15 protein-coding genes are annotated in these 14,619 nt (G+C 71.0%); 10 read left to right on the plus strand and 5 right to left on the minus strand.

All coding sequences use genetic code 11. From position 1 onward, the window contains the following. Positions 1-622: 622 nt before the first annotated feature. The 4 genes from OG607_RS19680 to OG607_RS19695 all read left to right on the plus strand — a co-directional run bounded on the left by OG607_RS19680 (position 623) and on the right by OG607_RS19695 (position 6,427). Positions 623-2,719: an asparagine synthase-related protein gene (locus OG607_RS19680; protein WP_405724741.1), complete on the plus strand. Its 2,097-nt coding sequence runs from the start codon at positions 623-625 to the stop codon at positions 2,717-2,719. Positions 2,720-2,823: 104 nt separating this feature from the next. After that, a complete protein-coding gene (gene lhgO / locus OG607_RS19685; protein ID WP_405724744.1) occupies positions 2,824-4,053 on the plus strand; it encodes an L-2-hydroxyglutarate oxidase in 1,230 nt (409 codons plus the stop codon). Positions 4,054-4,131: 78 nt separating this feature from the next. Further along, the gene (trmB, locus tag OG607_RS19690; protein WP_405724747.1) at positions 4,132-4,917 is read left to right on the plus strand and encodes a tRNA (guanosine(46)-N7)-methyltransferase TrmB; all 786 of its coding nucleotides are present in this window, start codon (positions 4,132-4,134) and stop codon (positions 4,915-4,917) included. Positions 4,918-4,927: 10 nt separating this feature from the next. Further along, positions 4,928-6,427: a PrsW family intramembrane metalloprotease gene (locus OG607_RS19695; RefSeq protein WP_405724750.1), complete on the plus strand. Its 1,500-nt coding sequence runs from the start codon at positions 4,928-4,930 to the stop codon at positions 6,425-6,427. Here the strand turns inward: OG607_RS19695 and OG607_RS19700 are convergent. Beyond that, positions 6,424-6,660: a DUF2277 domain-containing protein gene (locus OG607_RS19700; RefSeq protein ID WP_405724753.1), complete on the minus strand. Its 237-nt coding sequence runs from the start codon at positions 6,658-6,660 to the stop codon at positions 6,424-6,426. The two genes, OG607_RS19695 and OG607_RS19700, sit on opposite strands and share 4 nt — an antisense overlap. A 39-nt stretch (positions 6,661-6,699) precedes the next feature. Further along, positions 6,700-7,086: a hypothetical protein gene (locus tag OG607_RS19705; protein ID WP_405724756.1), complete on the minus strand. Its 387-nt coding sequence runs from the start codon at positions 7,084-7,086 to the stop codon at positions 6,700-6,702. A gap of 230 nt (positions 7,087-7,316) precedes the next feature. Here OG607_RS19705 and lepB point away from each other — a divergent pair, with 230 nt between their 5' ends. Then, positions 7,317-8,126, plus strand: a complete 810-nt coding sequence (gene lepB / locus OG607_RS19710; RefSeq protein WP_405724759.1) for a signal peptidase I — start codon at positions 7,317-7,319, stop codon at positions 8,124-8,126. Here the strand turns inward: lepB and OG607_RS19715 are convergent. Then, on the minus strand, positions 8,107-8,745 hold the full coding sequence (locus tag OG607_RS19715; RefSeq protein ID WP_405724762.1) for an HAD family hydrolase: 639 nt from the start codon (positions 8,743-8,745) through the stop codon (positions 8,107-8,109). The genes lepB and OG607_RS19715 overlap by 20 nt on opposite strands. Before the next feature lie 131 nt (positions 8,746-8,876). Between OG607_RS19715 and OG607_RS19720 the strand changes: the two genes are divergently transcribed. The 5 genes from OG607_RS19720 to OG607_RS19740 all read left to right on the plus strand — a co-directional run bounded on the left by OG607_RS19720 (position 8,877) and on the right by OG607_RS19740 (position 13,428). Beyond that, a complete protein-coding gene (locus OG607_RS19720; RefSeq protein WP_405724765.1) occupies positions 8,877-9,698 on the plus strand; it encodes a hypothetical protein in 822 nt (273 codons plus the stop codon). 138 nt (positions 9,699-9,836) lie between these two features. Beyond that, the gene (locus OG607_RS19725; RefSeq protein WP_405724768.1) at positions 9,837-10,226 is read left to right on the plus strand and encodes a hypothetical protein; all 390 of its coding nucleotides are present in this window, start codon (positions 9,837-9,839) and stop codon (positions 10,224-10,226) included. A gap of 249 nt (positions 10,227-10,475) precedes the next feature. Then, positions 10,476-11,663 carry a hypothetical protein gene (locus OG607_RS19730; RefSeq protein ID WP_405724771.1) on the plus strand — a complete coding sequence of 396 codons (1,188 nt, stop codon included), beginning with the start codon at positions 10,476-10,478 and terminating at the stop codon, positions 11,661-11,663. Positions 11,664-11,775: 112 nt separating this feature from the next. Further along, positions 11,776-12,513 (plus strand): class I SAM-dependent methyltransferase, encoded by a 738-nt coding sequence (locus tag OG607_RS19735; protein ID WP_405724774.1) that lies wholly within the window; start codon positions 11,776-11,778, stop codon positions 12,511-12,513. 114 nt (positions 12,514-12,627) lie between these two features. Beyond that, entirely contained in the window at positions 12,628-13,428 is an 801-nt protein-coding gene (locus OG607_RS19740; protein WP_405724777.1) for a DUF4184 family protein, read from the plus strand. A 62-nt stretch (positions 13,429-13,490) separates the two neighbouring features. Here OG607_RS19740 and OG607_RS19745 read toward each other — a convergent pair whose 3' ends face one another. Next, positions 13,491-14,012, minus strand: coding sequence for a hypothetical protein (locus tag OG607_RS19745; protein ID WP_405724780.1), 522 nt, complete (start codon positions 14,010-14,012; stop codon positions 13,491-13,493). 55 nt (positions 14,013-14,067) lie between these two features. Further along, the gene (locus tag OG607_RS19750) at positions 14,068-14,367 is read right to left on the minus strand and encodes a hypothetical protein (RefSeq protein ID WP_405724783.1); all 300 of its coding nucleotides are present in this window, start codon (positions 14,365-14,367) and stop codon (positions 14,068-14,070) included. Positions 14,368-14,619: the final 252 nt, after the last annotated feature.

Consider the following 14,619-nt stretch of genomic DNA (forward strand, 5'->3'; position numbering starts at 1 on the left):
CTCCTCTTGTGGAGACTTCGGGGCGTTCGCAAACTCGGGTGCACCCAGCGTAGTTCGCCGCATCCCGACCGTTAAGAGCTGTTGTCCCGGATGGCGAGATTCCTGCGCTGCCGGAGGGCCGGCGCGGGGCACTGCAGGTGGCGCGTGCTCCCGGCGTATGCGGCCGTGCGCCCGGCTGCGCGCTCTAGGCCCGGTCCGGCGGGAGCGCTTCCATGGTGAAGTGGGTCGGCCCGCGGCCCCCATTAGCGGCTTTGGGGGGGTTCAGGCGGGCCAGGGGGCTCCGCCGCCACAATCCCCGCGGGCGGCGGACCGGTCCGGGAGGCGCAGCCACGCCTCCCGGACCGCGGCATGCGGCGGCTCCGCAGGGGCTCTTACAGGGGCCTTAGCGGGCCGTTGAGAATATTTCTGCGAGGTCAAACATTTTGGCGTGAAAGCGACGTTTCAAGTCCGTAAAGATGTTCGAAGTCGCTTTTCCGGTACGGGAGTTGGGCAGCTCCCGCTCACAAGTCGGCCGGGTGGCACCCGCGTCGGCAGGTCGACAGGTCGCTTGTTGCTGCCCTCATACACCCCTTTGCGCCCCGCTCCGTGGCAGCATGTTGCCCATACGGAAGCGGAGGCGGCGATGCGGTGGTTGGTGGGGTGGAGCAGCGCCGCCGCGGCGGAACGTACGGTGATGCCTGTCGGGGCGCAAATCCTGTGGGGTGATCCGGATCCGCTGTGGGCGGTGGGTGACTGGCGGCCGGACGAGGTCCGGCTGATCGAGGCGGAGCCGCGCAACGGCTATCCGACGAATGCCAACGGCGGCGGCGGGCCCGGCAGCAACGGCCGTAACGGCCGTAACGGGCATGATGCTTCGGGTTCGATCGCCCGGCTCGCCGTGCTCGGGCGATGTCATGCCTCCGACAGTGAGCTGCGGGTCGGCCTCTTCGCCGCGCGCGGCGGGGCGTTGCGGCATCTGACGAACTGGCCCGGCAGCTACACCGCCGTGCTCCAGATCGGCCGCCGGGTCACCGTCCTCGGCGATCTCGCGGGTGCCCGGCCGGTCTTCCACACCCGCTGGGCGCACGGCACGGCCTACGCCACCGCCGCGCTGCCGCTGGCCGACCTCACCGAGGCCGCGCTCGACGTCACCCACCTCGCCGCTTTCCTCGCCTGCCCCGACTCGCCCGAGGCGCTCGGCGACGGCACGCCCTACGCGGGCGTAAGACGGGTCCCGCCGGGACATGCGCTGATCCTGCGCGACGGCGCCCCGCAGATCGCCGACTACGAACCCAGCGCCTCCCTCGTCGTCGGCGCCCCGACCGCCGACGCGGACCGCGCGATCGCGGGTGTGCGCGACGCCCTGGTCGACGCCGTACGCGCCCGGCTCTCCCAGCCCCGCTACGTACCCGAGCCCGGCGAGGACCCCGCCCCCGGCGTCGGCGCCGACCTGTCCGGCGGGGCCGCCTCCGCCACGCTCGCCCTGCTGGCCGCCGGACTGCCGGGCATGCCGGGCACACCGCTCGGGCACGGCGCGGCGTCGGGCCAGCGGCTGCTCGCCGTCACCTTCAACGACCTCGCCACCGGCGGCGGTTCGGGCACCGCCGAGCTGGAGCGGGCGCGCAGTATGGCGGCCGACCCCCGGCTGCACCATGTCGTCGTCACCGGCGGCGAGGAGGCCCTGCCGTACGCCGACCTCCTGGACAACGGTCCGCTGACGGACGAGCCCGGCCCTTCGCTGGTCATCGCCGAGCGGCACCGGCGCCGGCTCGCGGCGGGCGGTGCGGACCACTTCGTCGGCCACGGCGCCCGCCAGGTGCTCGACGCGCACCCCGCGCGCCTCGCCGACCTGCTCATGGACCGCCACCGGTGGCAGCTGCGGCGGCCCGCGACGGCACTGGCCCGGGCGGACGGGCTGTCCGGGCGCTCGGCCCTCGTCCCCTTCACCGTCTACCGGGCGGCACGGCGGCTGGCCCGCACGAGTTATCAACAGGGTGTGGAGGACGCCGCCGCGCAGTTGATGGAGCGGCGCTTCGACGGCCCCTTCGCCGGTCCCGGCGGCGCCCTGTCCGCCTCCCTCGCCGCCCTCACCTGGTGCCGGCCGGGCCCCGCCGCCCGCTGGCTCACCGGCGAGGCCCTCGCTGAAGTATCGGTTCGCCTCGCCGACGCCGCCGCCCGCCCCGGCCCCGTCGGCCGCCCCGGCGAACGCCGTGCCCGCGCCGTCCTCGCCCGCCACGCCGCCGACCACCGCGTCTTCGAGCAGGCCGCGGAAGTGCGCAGCCAGCGGCTCCACGCACCCTTTCTCGACAACCAGGTCGTGCGCGCATGCCGCGCCCTGCCCGAGGCCCTGCGGGTCCAGCCCGGCGCCCGGGCTTCCGTACTCCGTGATGTGCTCGCCGGGGCCGGGATCCGGGACCTCCCGGCGGGCTGGGGCGCGAACTCGATGGCCTCGGCGGCCGTCGCGGGCCGGGCCGGGCTCCGGGCGGCGGTCGGCGATCTCGTCGACCTGTTCGACGCGCCGCTGCTCGCCGACGCCGGGCTGATCGAGGCCCGGGTCGTACGGAAGGCCTTGCGGGCCGCGGCGAGCGGCGAGGCGCTGCCGCTGGACGGCCTCGCCGATCTGGTCGCCACGGAGGTCTGGCTGCGGCGGCTCCTCGCCCGGCGCGGGTCCTGCTGGACGGGCACCGCCGTCCCGGAGCAGCGCGCGGTGGCGGGCGGCGTACACCGGCTGTCACTCTGAGCTTGGTTCCGCCCGGACTCCCGGGGTTTCAGGCAGGGGCAAGCCGGGGCAGAAACCCAGCGCACGCAGACCGTAACGCGCCGCACCGGAAGGGTGGTGCCCCCGTGGAAACCGCAGACGTCGCCGTGATCGGCGCCGGAATCGTCGGCATGTCCACGGCGTACGCGCTGACGCAGGCCGCCCCCGGGACGACGGTCACCGTGCTGGACAAGGAGGACGGCCCGGCGCGCCACCAGACGGGCCGCAACAGCGGGGTGATCCACAGCGGGATCTACTACCGCCCGGGCTCGCTCAAGGCCCGGTACGCCACCCAGGGCGCCGCGGAGATGGTGAAGTTCTGCACGGCGCACGACATCCCGCACCGGGTCACCGGCAAGCTGATCGTCGCCACCGAGCGCGAGGAGCTCCCGCGCCTGCACGCCCTCGTGCAACGCGGCCGGGAGAACGGCATCCCTGTACGGGAGCTGGGCGCGGCCCAGATCGAGGAGTACGAGCCGCACGTCACAGGCCTGGCGGCCATCCACGTGGGAACGACCGGCATCGTGGACTACACGGCCGTCACCAGGACCCTGGCCCGCCTCGCCACCGAGACCGGCAGCGCCCGCATCCGCTACGGCACGCAAGTACGGGCCATCCACCGCGACGGAGCCGCCGTCATCGTCGAGCCCACGACCGGACCGCCGGTCCGCGCCCGGGCCGTGGTGAACTGCGCGGGCCTGCACAGCGACCGCATCGCGCGCCTCACCGGGGACGCCCAGGACGTACGGATCGTCCCCTTCCGCGGCGAGTACTACGAACTGGTGCCCGCCCGCCGCGGGCTGGTCCGGGGCCTGGTCTACCCGGTGCCCGACCCGGCCTTCCCGTTCCTCGGCGTCCACCTCACCCTGGGCATCGACGGGGGCGTCCACGTCGGCCCGAACGCGGTCCCGGCGCTGGCGCGCGAGGGCTACCGCCGCCGGACGGTCCGGCCCCGGGACGTGGCGGACACCGTCACCTTCCCCGGCACATGGCGGATCGCCCGCAAGCACTGGCGTTACGAGACCTCCGAGATCCACCGGTCACTGTCCAAGCGGGCCTTCACCGCCTCCGTGCGACGGCTGCTGCCCGAGGTCACCCCCGACGACCTCACCCCGGCGCCCGCCGGAGTCCGGGCGCAGGCGGTGCTGCGCGACGGGACGCTGGTCGACGACTTCCTGTTCGCGGGCAGCGGCCCCTTCGTGCATGTGCTCAACGCGCCCTCCCCCGCCGCCACCGCGTCGCTGCCGATCGGGCGCGAGGTGGCCCGCCGGGCACTGGCCGCGGTGGGCATCGGTGCGGTGAGCAGCGGCCCGTAGGGCGGTGAGAAGCGACCCGTCAGCCGGTCGGAAGCGGACCGTAAGCCCGTGAGCAGCGGCCCGTAAACTGGGCGCACTATGTCCCGCACCCCCACGCCCCGCTTCGCCGGCGGTCCCGCCGCGCACCCGCATCCCGAGGCGCACTCCGAGCGCCGCATCCGCACCTTCCACCCGCGCCGCGGCCGGGTCACGACCGGCCAGGCGGCAGCCCTGGAACGGCACTGGGCGGAATGGGGCGTGGACATCGACGGCAGCACGCTCGATCTGCCCGCCCTCTACCAGGGCGCCGGCCTGGCGCCCGACGGCCCGGTCGTCCTCGAAATCGGCTTCGGGATGGGCGACGCGACCGCGCGGATGGCCGCCGCCGACCCGGAGACCGGAATCCTGGCCGCCGACGTGCACACCCCGGGGCAGGGCAATCTGATCGCCCTCGCGGAGCGCGACGGCCTGTCCAACATCCGGGTGGCCAACGGCGACGCGATCATCCTGCTCCGCGACATGCTGGCCCCGGACTCCCTCGCCGGGCTGCGCGTCTACTTCCCGGACCCCTGGCCCAAGGCACGGCACCACAAGCGCCGCATGATCCAGCCCGAGTTCGTGGCCCTGGCCGTCTCGCGGCTGCGCCCCGGCGCGACCGTGCACTGCGCGACCGACTGGGAGCCGTACGCCGAGCAGATGCTGGAGGTCCTGTCGGCCGACCCGGACCTCACCAACGCGTACGCGACGCAGAGCGGCTACGCCGAGCCCCGGCCCGCCTTCCGGCCGATGACGAAGTTCGAGCAGCAGGGCCTGGCCAAGGGCCACGTGGTGCATGACCTGGTCTTCACCCGTAACGCCCGCACGGCGTCAGCCCCGACCGCGTAAGGTCGATTGAGTGTCCTCGCCCTCGTACTCGCATTCGTCCGACCAGCAGCATCCCCCACAGCACCTCCCGGCCGTCCCCGAGTACCCCGCCCAGCCCCCGGAGCCCCCGGCCGGGCAGTGGCACTACAAGCCGCGCCGCCCGTTCTGGGAGAACAAGACCCTGCGCGTGGTCGCGCTCTTCACGGTCCTGGCGCTCTGCGGTGTGATCATCCTGGCCCTGGTCCGCCGGCAGACCGGCACCGAGGGCTTCCTCGTCGGCCTGGTGCTGGCGATCCTGCCCGTCCCGCTGCTCGGTGCGGCGTTCCTGTGGCTGGACCGGGTGGAGCCGACGCCGTGGCGGAACGCGGTCTTCGCCTTCGCGTGGGGCGCGTGCGCGGCGACCCTCGTCGCGATCCTGGCCAACGAGTACGCGACCCACCTCCTCGCCACGACCTTCACCACGACCCCCACCCAGACCGACACCTGGGGTGCGACCTTCGTGGCCCCGCTGGTGGAGGAGAGCGCCAAGGGCTCGGCGATCCTGCTCCTCTTCGTCTTCCGGCGCCGGGACTTCACCGGGATCGTGGACGGCGTCGTCATCGCCGGGCTCACCGCCACCGGCTTCGCGTTCACCGAGAACATCCTCTACCTCGGCTCGGCCTTCGGCGAGGACCAGGCCTACGGGACTAACGGGGTCTCGACGACCGCGGCGACCTTCTTCGTACGCGTCGTGATGACCCCCTTCGCGCACCCCCTCTTCACCTCCGTCACCGGCATAGGCTTCGCCATCGCCGCCATCAGCCCGCCCGGCAAGGCCCGCCGCTGGCTGGCCCCCCTCGGCGGCTGGCTGCTCGCGATGCTCCTGCACGGCACCTGGAACGGCTCCGCGTCCCTGTCCCCGATCGGCTTCCTCGGCGTCTACGCGACGATCATGATCCCGCTCTTCGGCCTGCTGGTCTGGCTCGCGATCTGGTCCCGCTCGCACGAGCTCAAGACCATCCGCACCCAGCTCCCCGTCTACGCCATGGCCGGCTGGATAGGCCTCCCCGAACCCGTGGCCCTGGGCTCCATGAAGGCCCGCGGCCTCGCCCGCGACCTCGCCCGCCGCACCCAGGGCAAGGACGCCGCCCGTACCGTCCGCGAGTACGTCTCCTTCGCCACCTCCCTCGCCTTCCTCCGCGCCCGCGCCACCCGGGGCGCCGCCGGGCCGGACTTCGCCGCGCGCGAGCAGGAGCTGCTGCACCACCTGTGGCAGCGCAAGTCCATCGCCCAGCCCGCGCTCACCCAGGCGGCCTTCACCATCCGGCCGCCGTACCCGCCGTCCCCGTGGGGGTACGGCCAGCAGGGATACGGGCAACAGACCTACGGCCACCCGCACTGGCAGCAGGGGCCCGGGTACGGGTACGGGGCGTTTCCGCAACAGCACCAGCCGCAACCGCAGCCGTACCAGCAGCCGCAGAATCCGTACGGCCAGCCCGGCCCTTACGGCCAGCCCGGCCCGTACGGCCCCTACGGCGGCCGTCACCGCTAGGCGCTGCGCTCCGACGGCGCCGGGTGAGCCCCCCGTACCACAAGATCCTCCAGCAGTTCCTGGGTGGCCGCAGCCACCGCCGCCACGGCCCGGTCGAAGGCCTCCCGATTGTGCGCGGCCGGCGCCCGGAAGCCGGACACCTTGCGTACGTACTGCAGCGCGGCCGCGTGGATGTCCTCCTCGCCGGCCTCGGGCATCACCGGCGGGCGCAGGGTCTTAATGCTTCGGCACATACCTTCAGTGTGCCGCGCCGGTCTGACAGCCGGGGGCCGTCACCCCATGCGCGGCCGACGATGCCACCACCAGCCGTGCGCGGCCTCGCCCGCGAGCCATTTCTCGTCCTCCACCGTCAGGGTCACGAACACCCCGTCGACCTCCCCCACCGCCTCCCTGAACAGCGCCTCCACCGGCGCCGCCAGCCCGTGCGCGTACTCCGGAATCCGGTCCCTGGCCCCCAGCCCCTCCCGGAACTCCGCTTCCGTCCACCCCCACCCCGCCTCGATCCGCCGCACCAGCGCCTCCCACACCGCCAGCACCCGCCCGGCCGCCTCCCCCTCCCCCACCGCCGGGTCCCCGTTCCCGTACGGCGCCTTGCGCAACGCCCCCAGCGCCGCCTCGAACCCCTCCACCACCGGTGTCCTGATCTGATTCTCCGTCATGCCTCGGACAGTAGGGCAGGCCTGAAGGCTCACCGGGTTGCGCAGCCGCCAGCTGTGCTGTGTCCTCAATCGCCGGACGGGCTGAATTTCAGCCCGTCCGGCGATTGAGGACGGAACCGGCCACCCGACGGAGCCCGGTGAACCATTCCGGTCACCGCCCGGGGCGCGGCACGGCCGGGAACTCCCGTTCGTTGGGGCTGAAGGCCCACGTAAAAACCCAGGGGAGCACCATGAACGACACGCTGGACGAGGCAGCCGTCCCGGCACCGGCAGAACCCGCCGCGGAACGACGGAAAGCCCGGTTCGGCAAGGAACTCCCGATCCTCATCCTGACCGCCCTGGTGCTGGCGCTGCTCATCAAGACCTTCCTCCTGCAGGCCTTCTCCATCCCCTCGGACTCGATGCAGAACACCCTCCAGACGGGTGACCGGGTCCTGGTCGACAAGCTCACGCCCTGGTTCGGATCCACCCCGCAGCGCGGCGACGTCGTCGTCTTCCACGACCCGGACAACTGGCTCAAGGGCGAGACCTCCTCCACCCAGAGCAGCAACGTCGTCCTGCGCGACGTCCAGTCCGCCCTGAGCCTCGTCGGCCTGATGCCCTCCGCCAACGAGAAGGACCTCATCAAGCGGGTCATCGCGGTCGGCGGCGACACCGTCCAGTGCACCGCCGGCTCCCCCGTCAAGGTCAACGGCGTCGCCCTCGACGAGCCGTACATCTTCCCGGGCTCCACCCCCTGCGACGACTACTCCGTCGGCACCGTCACCGTCCCCAAGGGCAAGCTCTGGGTCATGGGCGACCACCGCAACTACTCCGCCGACTCCCGCTTCCAGCGCCTCCAGGGCAACGACGGCGGCTTCGTCCCCGTCTCCGACGTCATCGGCCGCGCCATCGTCGTCGCCTGGCCGGTCACCCACTGGCAGACCCTGTCCGTCCCCTCCACCTTCGACCAGCCCTCCCTCGGCGCCGTCGCCGGAGCCCTCCCCCTCACCCTCTGGTACCGCCGGCGCCGCGCCGCTCTCACGCCCGAGTCCGAGTAGCCGCCACCCACCCCGGCAGCTCCCCGAGCCCCTCCACCCGTACGTCCGCGATCCCCTCCGGGTCGAACGCGTTGACGTGCGCCCATGCCCCGCGCCGCACCAACGCCGCCTTCAGCCCCGCCTTACGCGCCGGCACCACGTCGTTGTCGAGCCGGTCCCCCACGTACAGGATCTCCCCCGCCTCGTACGGCACCTCCGCCACCACCCGCTCGAAAAACGCCACGTCCGGCTTCTTCACCCCCCACCCCTCACTCGTGGCGATCAGCTCCACCGGCAGCCCGCACCGCCGCAGATCCCCCTCCGCCCGCACCGGCTGGTTCCCGGCGATCCCCACCCACACCCCCATCTCCCTCAACTCCTCGATGCACCCCCGCACATCCCCGTACAGATCCTCCGGCCCGAACCGGTCCCCCACCCCCGCCGCCTCGCGCTTCGCGGCCTCGGCCCGGACGTCGAAATCCGGCCTGAACACCCGGAACGTCTCCCAAAGGTGCTGCCCCCGCGCCAGCACCGCCCCCTGCACCGCCGAGAACGTATGCCTCGGCACCCCCATCCAGTCCGCCCACCCCGCCCAGACCGACGTCTCGTCGACCAGCGTCTCCCCGACATCGAAAACCACCGCACGAATCATGACGAACCCCAACTCCCCAAACGATCTGTAACACTTCGACATTTCACCCAAATCGCGGGACAGCTCCTCCTCCCGCCTGCAACGATCTGACTCTCAATCACACCGGGGGACACATGACCATGCCGACCAATCCCACCCCACCCGAAACCCCACCCACCAACGGCACCAACCCGCACACCAACACCGGCTCGGGCAATCAGATCCACATCAGCACCCACGCCTCCACCGCCCCCGCCTCCTCCCCCAGCTCCTCCGCCCCCGCCCGCGCCGCCGCCCTAGGCACCCTCTTCTCCGGCACGGCCGCCCTCATCCTCGCCGCCGCCACCCTCCTCGGCCTCACCGGCGGCGCCGCCCTCCAAGCCAAAACCAACGTCCTCCCCCTCGGCAACCCCGCCCCCACCGTGACCGCCACCGCCACGGTCACCACAACCGCCACCACGACCGCGACGGTCACGGCCACCCCTGCCGCCAACAACGCCGAAGCCGTAGCCACGGACACCGCCGGCACAACCACCTCCGGCACCCTCGCCACCACCAACGACGGCTGGCTCGTCTTCTACCGCGGCACCGAAACCGTCGGCTACAGCGGCATGAACTTCGGCGTCAAGCCCCCCACCTCCAACAGCGGCGGCGCCGAGTTCCGCATCGGCGGCACCGACGGTGGCGACCCCTACATCGAGCCGGTCTACGACCACACCATCGTCCGCCTCACCAAGGCCGGCACCATCGGCCCCAAGACCTGCAAGTCCGAGGCCACCAGCCACCCTTCCCAGTACAAAATCATGCCCATCCAGGTCGGCTACAGCTACTGCCTCTACCTCCAGACCGGCGGCAACGGAAACCTCGCCGTCCTCCTCACCACCCAGGAAGTCACCAACAAGAGCCTCGAAAACAGCACCGCCCGCTTCTCCGTGACCATCTGGTCCGAGCCCGGCGAGTAACCGCCCTCCAGCAGCCCCGGCCACCAGACGAATGGCTCCGATGTACCTGGTCCCGTCTGATCGTCTCTGCTGGCCTGGGCCCATGGCGGACGATCTTCGCAGGCATCATGGAAGCTCTACCTCGAAGGAGTGCTGCCCGTGAGACTGGTTTCCGACTCCGTGTTCGGCGAAGTGGATCTCACTGCTTCGGCGAAAGAACTGGCCTGTTTGGCAAGTGCGGTGGCCGAGGGTGACGGGTTCATCAGCTCCACGTCTCCATTGGACAGCGGCGCCTTGGCAGGGATCGACATCAGGAAGGCTTACGGCCCGGGGGTCCGTATCGATCTCGACGCCCCGCGGCAGATCCTTGTGATCAGCGGCGATCCCACCGCCAGGGCGATCCTCGCCGACAATCTGCAGGCCATAGCCACCGCAGAGGACGGCGGCCACCTCCACATCGACTACTTCCCCGAGCACCCCTACCTCGTTGAAGGGTCCGTGTCCATGGTGGTCAACAGTCCCCATGGAGGCATTCCGCCCCGTGCTTAGCACCTTCTAACCCGGCGCACCCGGATGCGTACCCGGGTCGTGCCCGACTGCGACCGAATATGCGCCCACAATGGTCACCGTCGATCACCTTCTGAACCAGATTTACCGTACGTCCGCTGCCGTACCGGTTAGCCGGACCGGTCGGACGGTAGCAAGCACAAGATCACCGGTGAACGGCCGGACGCGTCCTCGGGACGGTGGACCTTCCGGCATGTTCCCCGTGTCCGCGCTTCTCTTTCAGGGGGTTCGATGAGATTCGCTCGATTACGCGCCTGCGCCACGGCCGGGACGGCCGCACTCGCACTGCTCGCACTCTCCGCCTTCGGCTCCGGCCAGGCACTCGCCCACAACCCGCCGCCCGCACCGCACTACACCGCCATCGACCTCGGCACCCTCGGCGGCACCGGCAGCTCGGGCTGGGACCTCGACCGCCACACGGTCGTCGGCGCCTCCGACCTCGCCGGCGGCATCGAAACCCACGCCTTCGCGTACGACCGGGCCACGCACCTCATGACGGACCTCGGCACCCTCGGCGGCAGAACCAGCCACGCGCTCGCCGTCCAGGGCCCCTACGTCATCGGCGACTCCACGATTGACGAAGGCGGCTCGTCGAGCGCCTACGTCTACGACCTCCGCACCCACCACATGACCGGCCTGGGGACGTTCGGCGGCAGCTCCAGCAACGTCACCGGCATCAGCGGACACTTCGTGACCGGAAACGCCCGAACCACCGGCAACCAGGGCTCCCACGCCTTCGCGTACGACCTGCGCACCCACGTCATGACCGACCTCGGCAGCCTGGCCGGCCCCTCCGGCGTCAGCACCTCCATCGGCATCTCCCAGGGCCGCTTCATCGCGGGCTACTCCGACATCCCCGGGGAGCCGTACCCCGTGCGGCACGCCTTCGTCTACGACCTCCGTACCCACGTCATGACCGACCTCGGCACCAACGGCGCCCTCTCCAGCCAGCCCACCTCCATCAGCGGCCATACGATCGTCGGCTACACCGAGCCGAGCCTCCCCACCTCCGGCGACACCCCCAACGGCTTCGCCTACGACATCCGCACCCACGCCTGGACCGACCTCGGCGCCGAGATGAACTACCGCCCCATCGTCACCGGCCACACCGTCGTCTCCTCCAACCGCGGCGTCGCCTACACCTACGACCTCTCCACCGGTACCCTCGCCCCCTTCCGCCCCGGCCTCGGCCGAACCAACTTCAACAACGCCACCGGCCCCTTCGTCCTCGGCGACGTCTACCCCGGCTCCTTCGGCTACGTCTACCGCCCCGACACCGGCCAGTTCACCGAACTCCCCGCCCCCGGCGGCCTCCCCTCCACCGCCATGAACGCCGACAGCCACGGCTCCGTCATAGGCAATGGCGCCACCCCCGACGGCTCCTACCACGCCACCCTCTGGGTACCGCAGCACGGCTGACGCCCGGACTGGTTGCGACGGTTGGCTGGGTCGCGCGAAATGACCAGGCATTGACGACGCAAATCGTGTCAGGATGCTCGCCATGTCTGGTCGCGCACTGAGCTTCGGAGCAATGGCGGAAGCATACGAACGGTTCCGGCCGGGCTATCCCGTAGAGCTTTTCGACATGGTGATGGCGTACGCGGGTCAGCCGGCCGGGACCGCCCTCGAGATCGGCGCCGGGACAGGCAAAGCGACCCGCCTGTTCGCTCAACAGGGGGTCACGGTCACCGCGACCGAGCCTGACGGGGCCATGCTCGCCGAGCTGCGCAAGCACGTGCCGGCAAGCGTCAGGACGGTGCAAGCCGCGTTCGAGGACCTGCAACCGGGCGAGACGTACGGGCTGGTCTATGCGGCAGCAGCCCTGCATTGGACGAACCCGGAGGGCCGGTGGTCACGCATGGCCGCGCTGCTGGAGCCAGGCGGCGTGTTCGCCTCCTTCGGCGGGCCGATCCAGCTGGCTGACCCGGACGTGGCGGAAGCCGTTCGCGCGGCACGAGCACCGTTCTTGGAGAGCGACGAGATTCCGTCCCCGGACGGGACGCCTCCGGGGCACGACATGCAGTGGCCGGGTACGGAACTTCGACGGTCCGAGTGGTTCACAGGTGTTCAACAGTCCGTGATCGAACGGCGCTTGACGATGAGTGCCCGCGATTACGTCGGCCAGCTCACGACCATCTCGGCTTATCTCGTATTGCCGGCCTCGGAGCAGGAGCAGGTCTTCAGCCAGATCATGCAGGTACTGCCTGAGACGGTCGAGGTTGCCGCCGACATCACCGTCCACCTCGCGCGTCGGCGCTACGAGCAGTAGTACCCGCCATCCGAACATGCCGTGACCGACCGCGATCGCTGGTCGCGCGTGAGCTCCACATTCGGCGAGACAGCGACGGGGCATAGGACAGCCGGTGATGATGAACCGGTGCCGATGACTTTTCCCTCCCATGCCGCCGCCGTCATGCCGCTCAAGCTCATACGGCCCCGCTGGTTCGACGGCGTCGCGCTCGTGGTCGGATCCACCGCTCCGGATCTGCCCTACGCGGTAGGGGCTCCGCTGCCGACCTACGGCCACACATGGGTGGGGCTCGCCTTGTGGGGCGTTCCGCTGACCATGACTGCGGCCGTGCTGATCCGCTGGTCGGCGCCTGTCGTCGCCGCCCATCTGCCGGGATGGTGGCAGGAGTACGGAGTCCTGGGATGCGTACGCCACCCCTGGTACGTAACAGCGGTCTCGGCCTGGATCGGCGCCGTCACCCACCGGCTGTGGGACGACGTCACCCACGACAGACTGGCAGGGACCTCGCTGGGCTTCGCCGCACTTGGCCGACCTGCGCTGCCCGGCATCCCCTGGTGGGAAGTGCTCCACACCGCCTCCAGCCTCCTCGGACTGATCGGCTGGATCTGGGCCACCGTCCACATCGGCCGCCACGGGCTCCTCCGGCACTGGCACGGCCCACCTCCCCAGACCGTCCGCCGCCCCGCACTCTTCTGGGCTACGGCGGCCGCAGCCCTGACCATGGGCACCGTTATCTCCGTACTGCTCCCCGACGGGCGCATACCGATCGTCCTCGGCGCACGTCTCCTGGACGTCTTCGCGGGCGCGTTCGTGGTTGCCGCATCCGTCATCCGCCTGTCGCCGCACACCCGTCCCGGGCCCTGCCCTCGGCCGCCATCTCACGTGCGCCCACCGGCTGTTCCGCCGCAGGCCGTAAGACCTGAGGATCAGTGAGGTCTCTCAGTCGGCAGCCGGCATTGGTCTCGGGCGTAGCCGCGATCCGCCTCTGGTTCCGATCACGACCCTTCGGGCAGACGCTGGGCTGTCCGCCAGCGCGGGGCCTCGTCGTCGGGGACGTCCGGGGAAGCGAAATGGAACGGCACTCCGAGGTGGTCGGCCAGGCCCTGCCCCGCCTCGGCGGCAGCGGTGCCCGGCGGGGGCCCGCCGGCGCGGTGGTGGACGGTCGCCAGGTGGCCTTCCGCGGCTGGGTCGTCCAGGACCGCGACCAGCAGCACGAACCAGTCATGGACCGTGTCGCCGTCCCAAAGGGCCTCGATCGCGGCCACCCGGCCCGGGAGGGCCGCGGCGCGGGCCGTGAGTGAGGGGATGTCGAGCGGATCAGGCGCCCTGCGTTGCACGCGGTCGCCTAGTGCCTCGTAGCGCGCGTGGACCACCAGTTGCGCCTCGCGCAGGCCCAGCCCCAATGGGCGCAGGGCCTCCCACACCGCCTTGACTGCTGTCAACTGGCGGTCGTGCAGCACCTCCGCGTCGACCTCCCGGCGGGTCCCTTCCTCCAGGTAGGCCCACCAGCCGCTCACTGGGCCGCCGAGCGGGATTCCATGGCGTGCGTCATGACCCGAGGTTACGCGCGATTCAGCCGATGACCGTGAGACGACCATCCGACGTCATGAGTTGCGGAGTGCGGTACTCCAGCGCGACCGTCTGTCCGTCGGCGACCTGGACGGTGATGCCGGCCGCGCAGCACCGGGCCTTGAACAGGTACCGGAAGAAGACGTTGACCTGATGCGAGCCAGGACTCAGCGGTATGAAGCGGCCGCGCCAAGCACCGGTCTGGGCCTTTCCATCGACCTCAACCGTCAGGCGTATGAAGTAGAGAAACACCTGCATCGGGTTGTGGCGCCCCTGTACGGAGATGCCTGTCTGTGTGGACACGTTGCCTCTTCCTGTCTGTTGATCTCTTCCAAGAGTGTGCACGGCGGCAGACCAGGCCGAGTCAGCGGCACCGCAGCCGGGACAGTAGCCCGTCCTGCCGCAGTCTCCGTGCTCATGTGAGCCGTCCCCCAGGCGCAGCGGTGCGCAATCTCCTGTCCGCCGCCGGGCAAGTCTCCCAGTCGTCCTGGCAGGAGACATAGGGGGAATTACGCAACTCGCTACGCAACTTTCAGCGACGGCCACGGCCCAGCC

This window comes from Streptomyces sp. NBC_01537 (assembly GCF_045040445.1).
Lineage (GTDB): Bacteria > Actinomycetota > Actinomycetes > Streptomycetales > Streptomycetaceae > Actinacidiphila.

Coding starts and splice junctions, on each gene's coding strand:
- OG607_RS19700 (WP_405724753.1), bottom strand. CDS start 6,660: ATGTGCCGAAGCATTAAGACCCTGCGCCCGCCGGTGATGCCCGAGGCC.
- OG607_RS19680 (WP_405724741.1), top strand. CDS start 623: ATGCGGTGGTTGGTGGGGTGGAGCAGCGCCGCCGCGGCGGAACGTACG.
- OG607_RS19705 (WP_405724756.1), bottom strand. CDS start 7,086: ATGACGGAGAATCAGATCAGGACACCGGTGGTGGAGGGGTTCGAGGCG.
- OG607_RS19735 (WP_405724774.1), top strand. CDS start 11,776: ATGGCGGAAGCATACGAACGGTTCCGGCCGGGCTATCCCGTAGAGCTT.
- trmB (WP_405724747.1), top strand. CDS start 4,132: ATGTCCCGCACCCCCACGCCCCGCTTCGCCGGCGGTCCCGCCGCGCAC.
- OG607_RS19740 (WP_405724777.1), top strand. CDS start 12,628: ATGACTTTTCCCTCCCATGCCGCCGCCGTCATGCCGCTCAAGCTCATA.
- lepB (WP_405724759.1), top strand. CDS start 7,317: ATGAACGACACGCTGGACGAGGCAGCCGTCCCGGCACCGGCAGAACCC.
- OG607_RS19720 (WP_405724765.1), top strand. CDS start 8,877: ATGCCGACCAATCCCACCCCACCCGAAACCCCACCCACCAACGGCACC.
- OG607_RS19730 (WP_405724771.1), top strand. CDS start 10,476: ATGAGATTCGCTCGATTACGCGCCTGCGCCACGGCCGGGACGGCCGCA.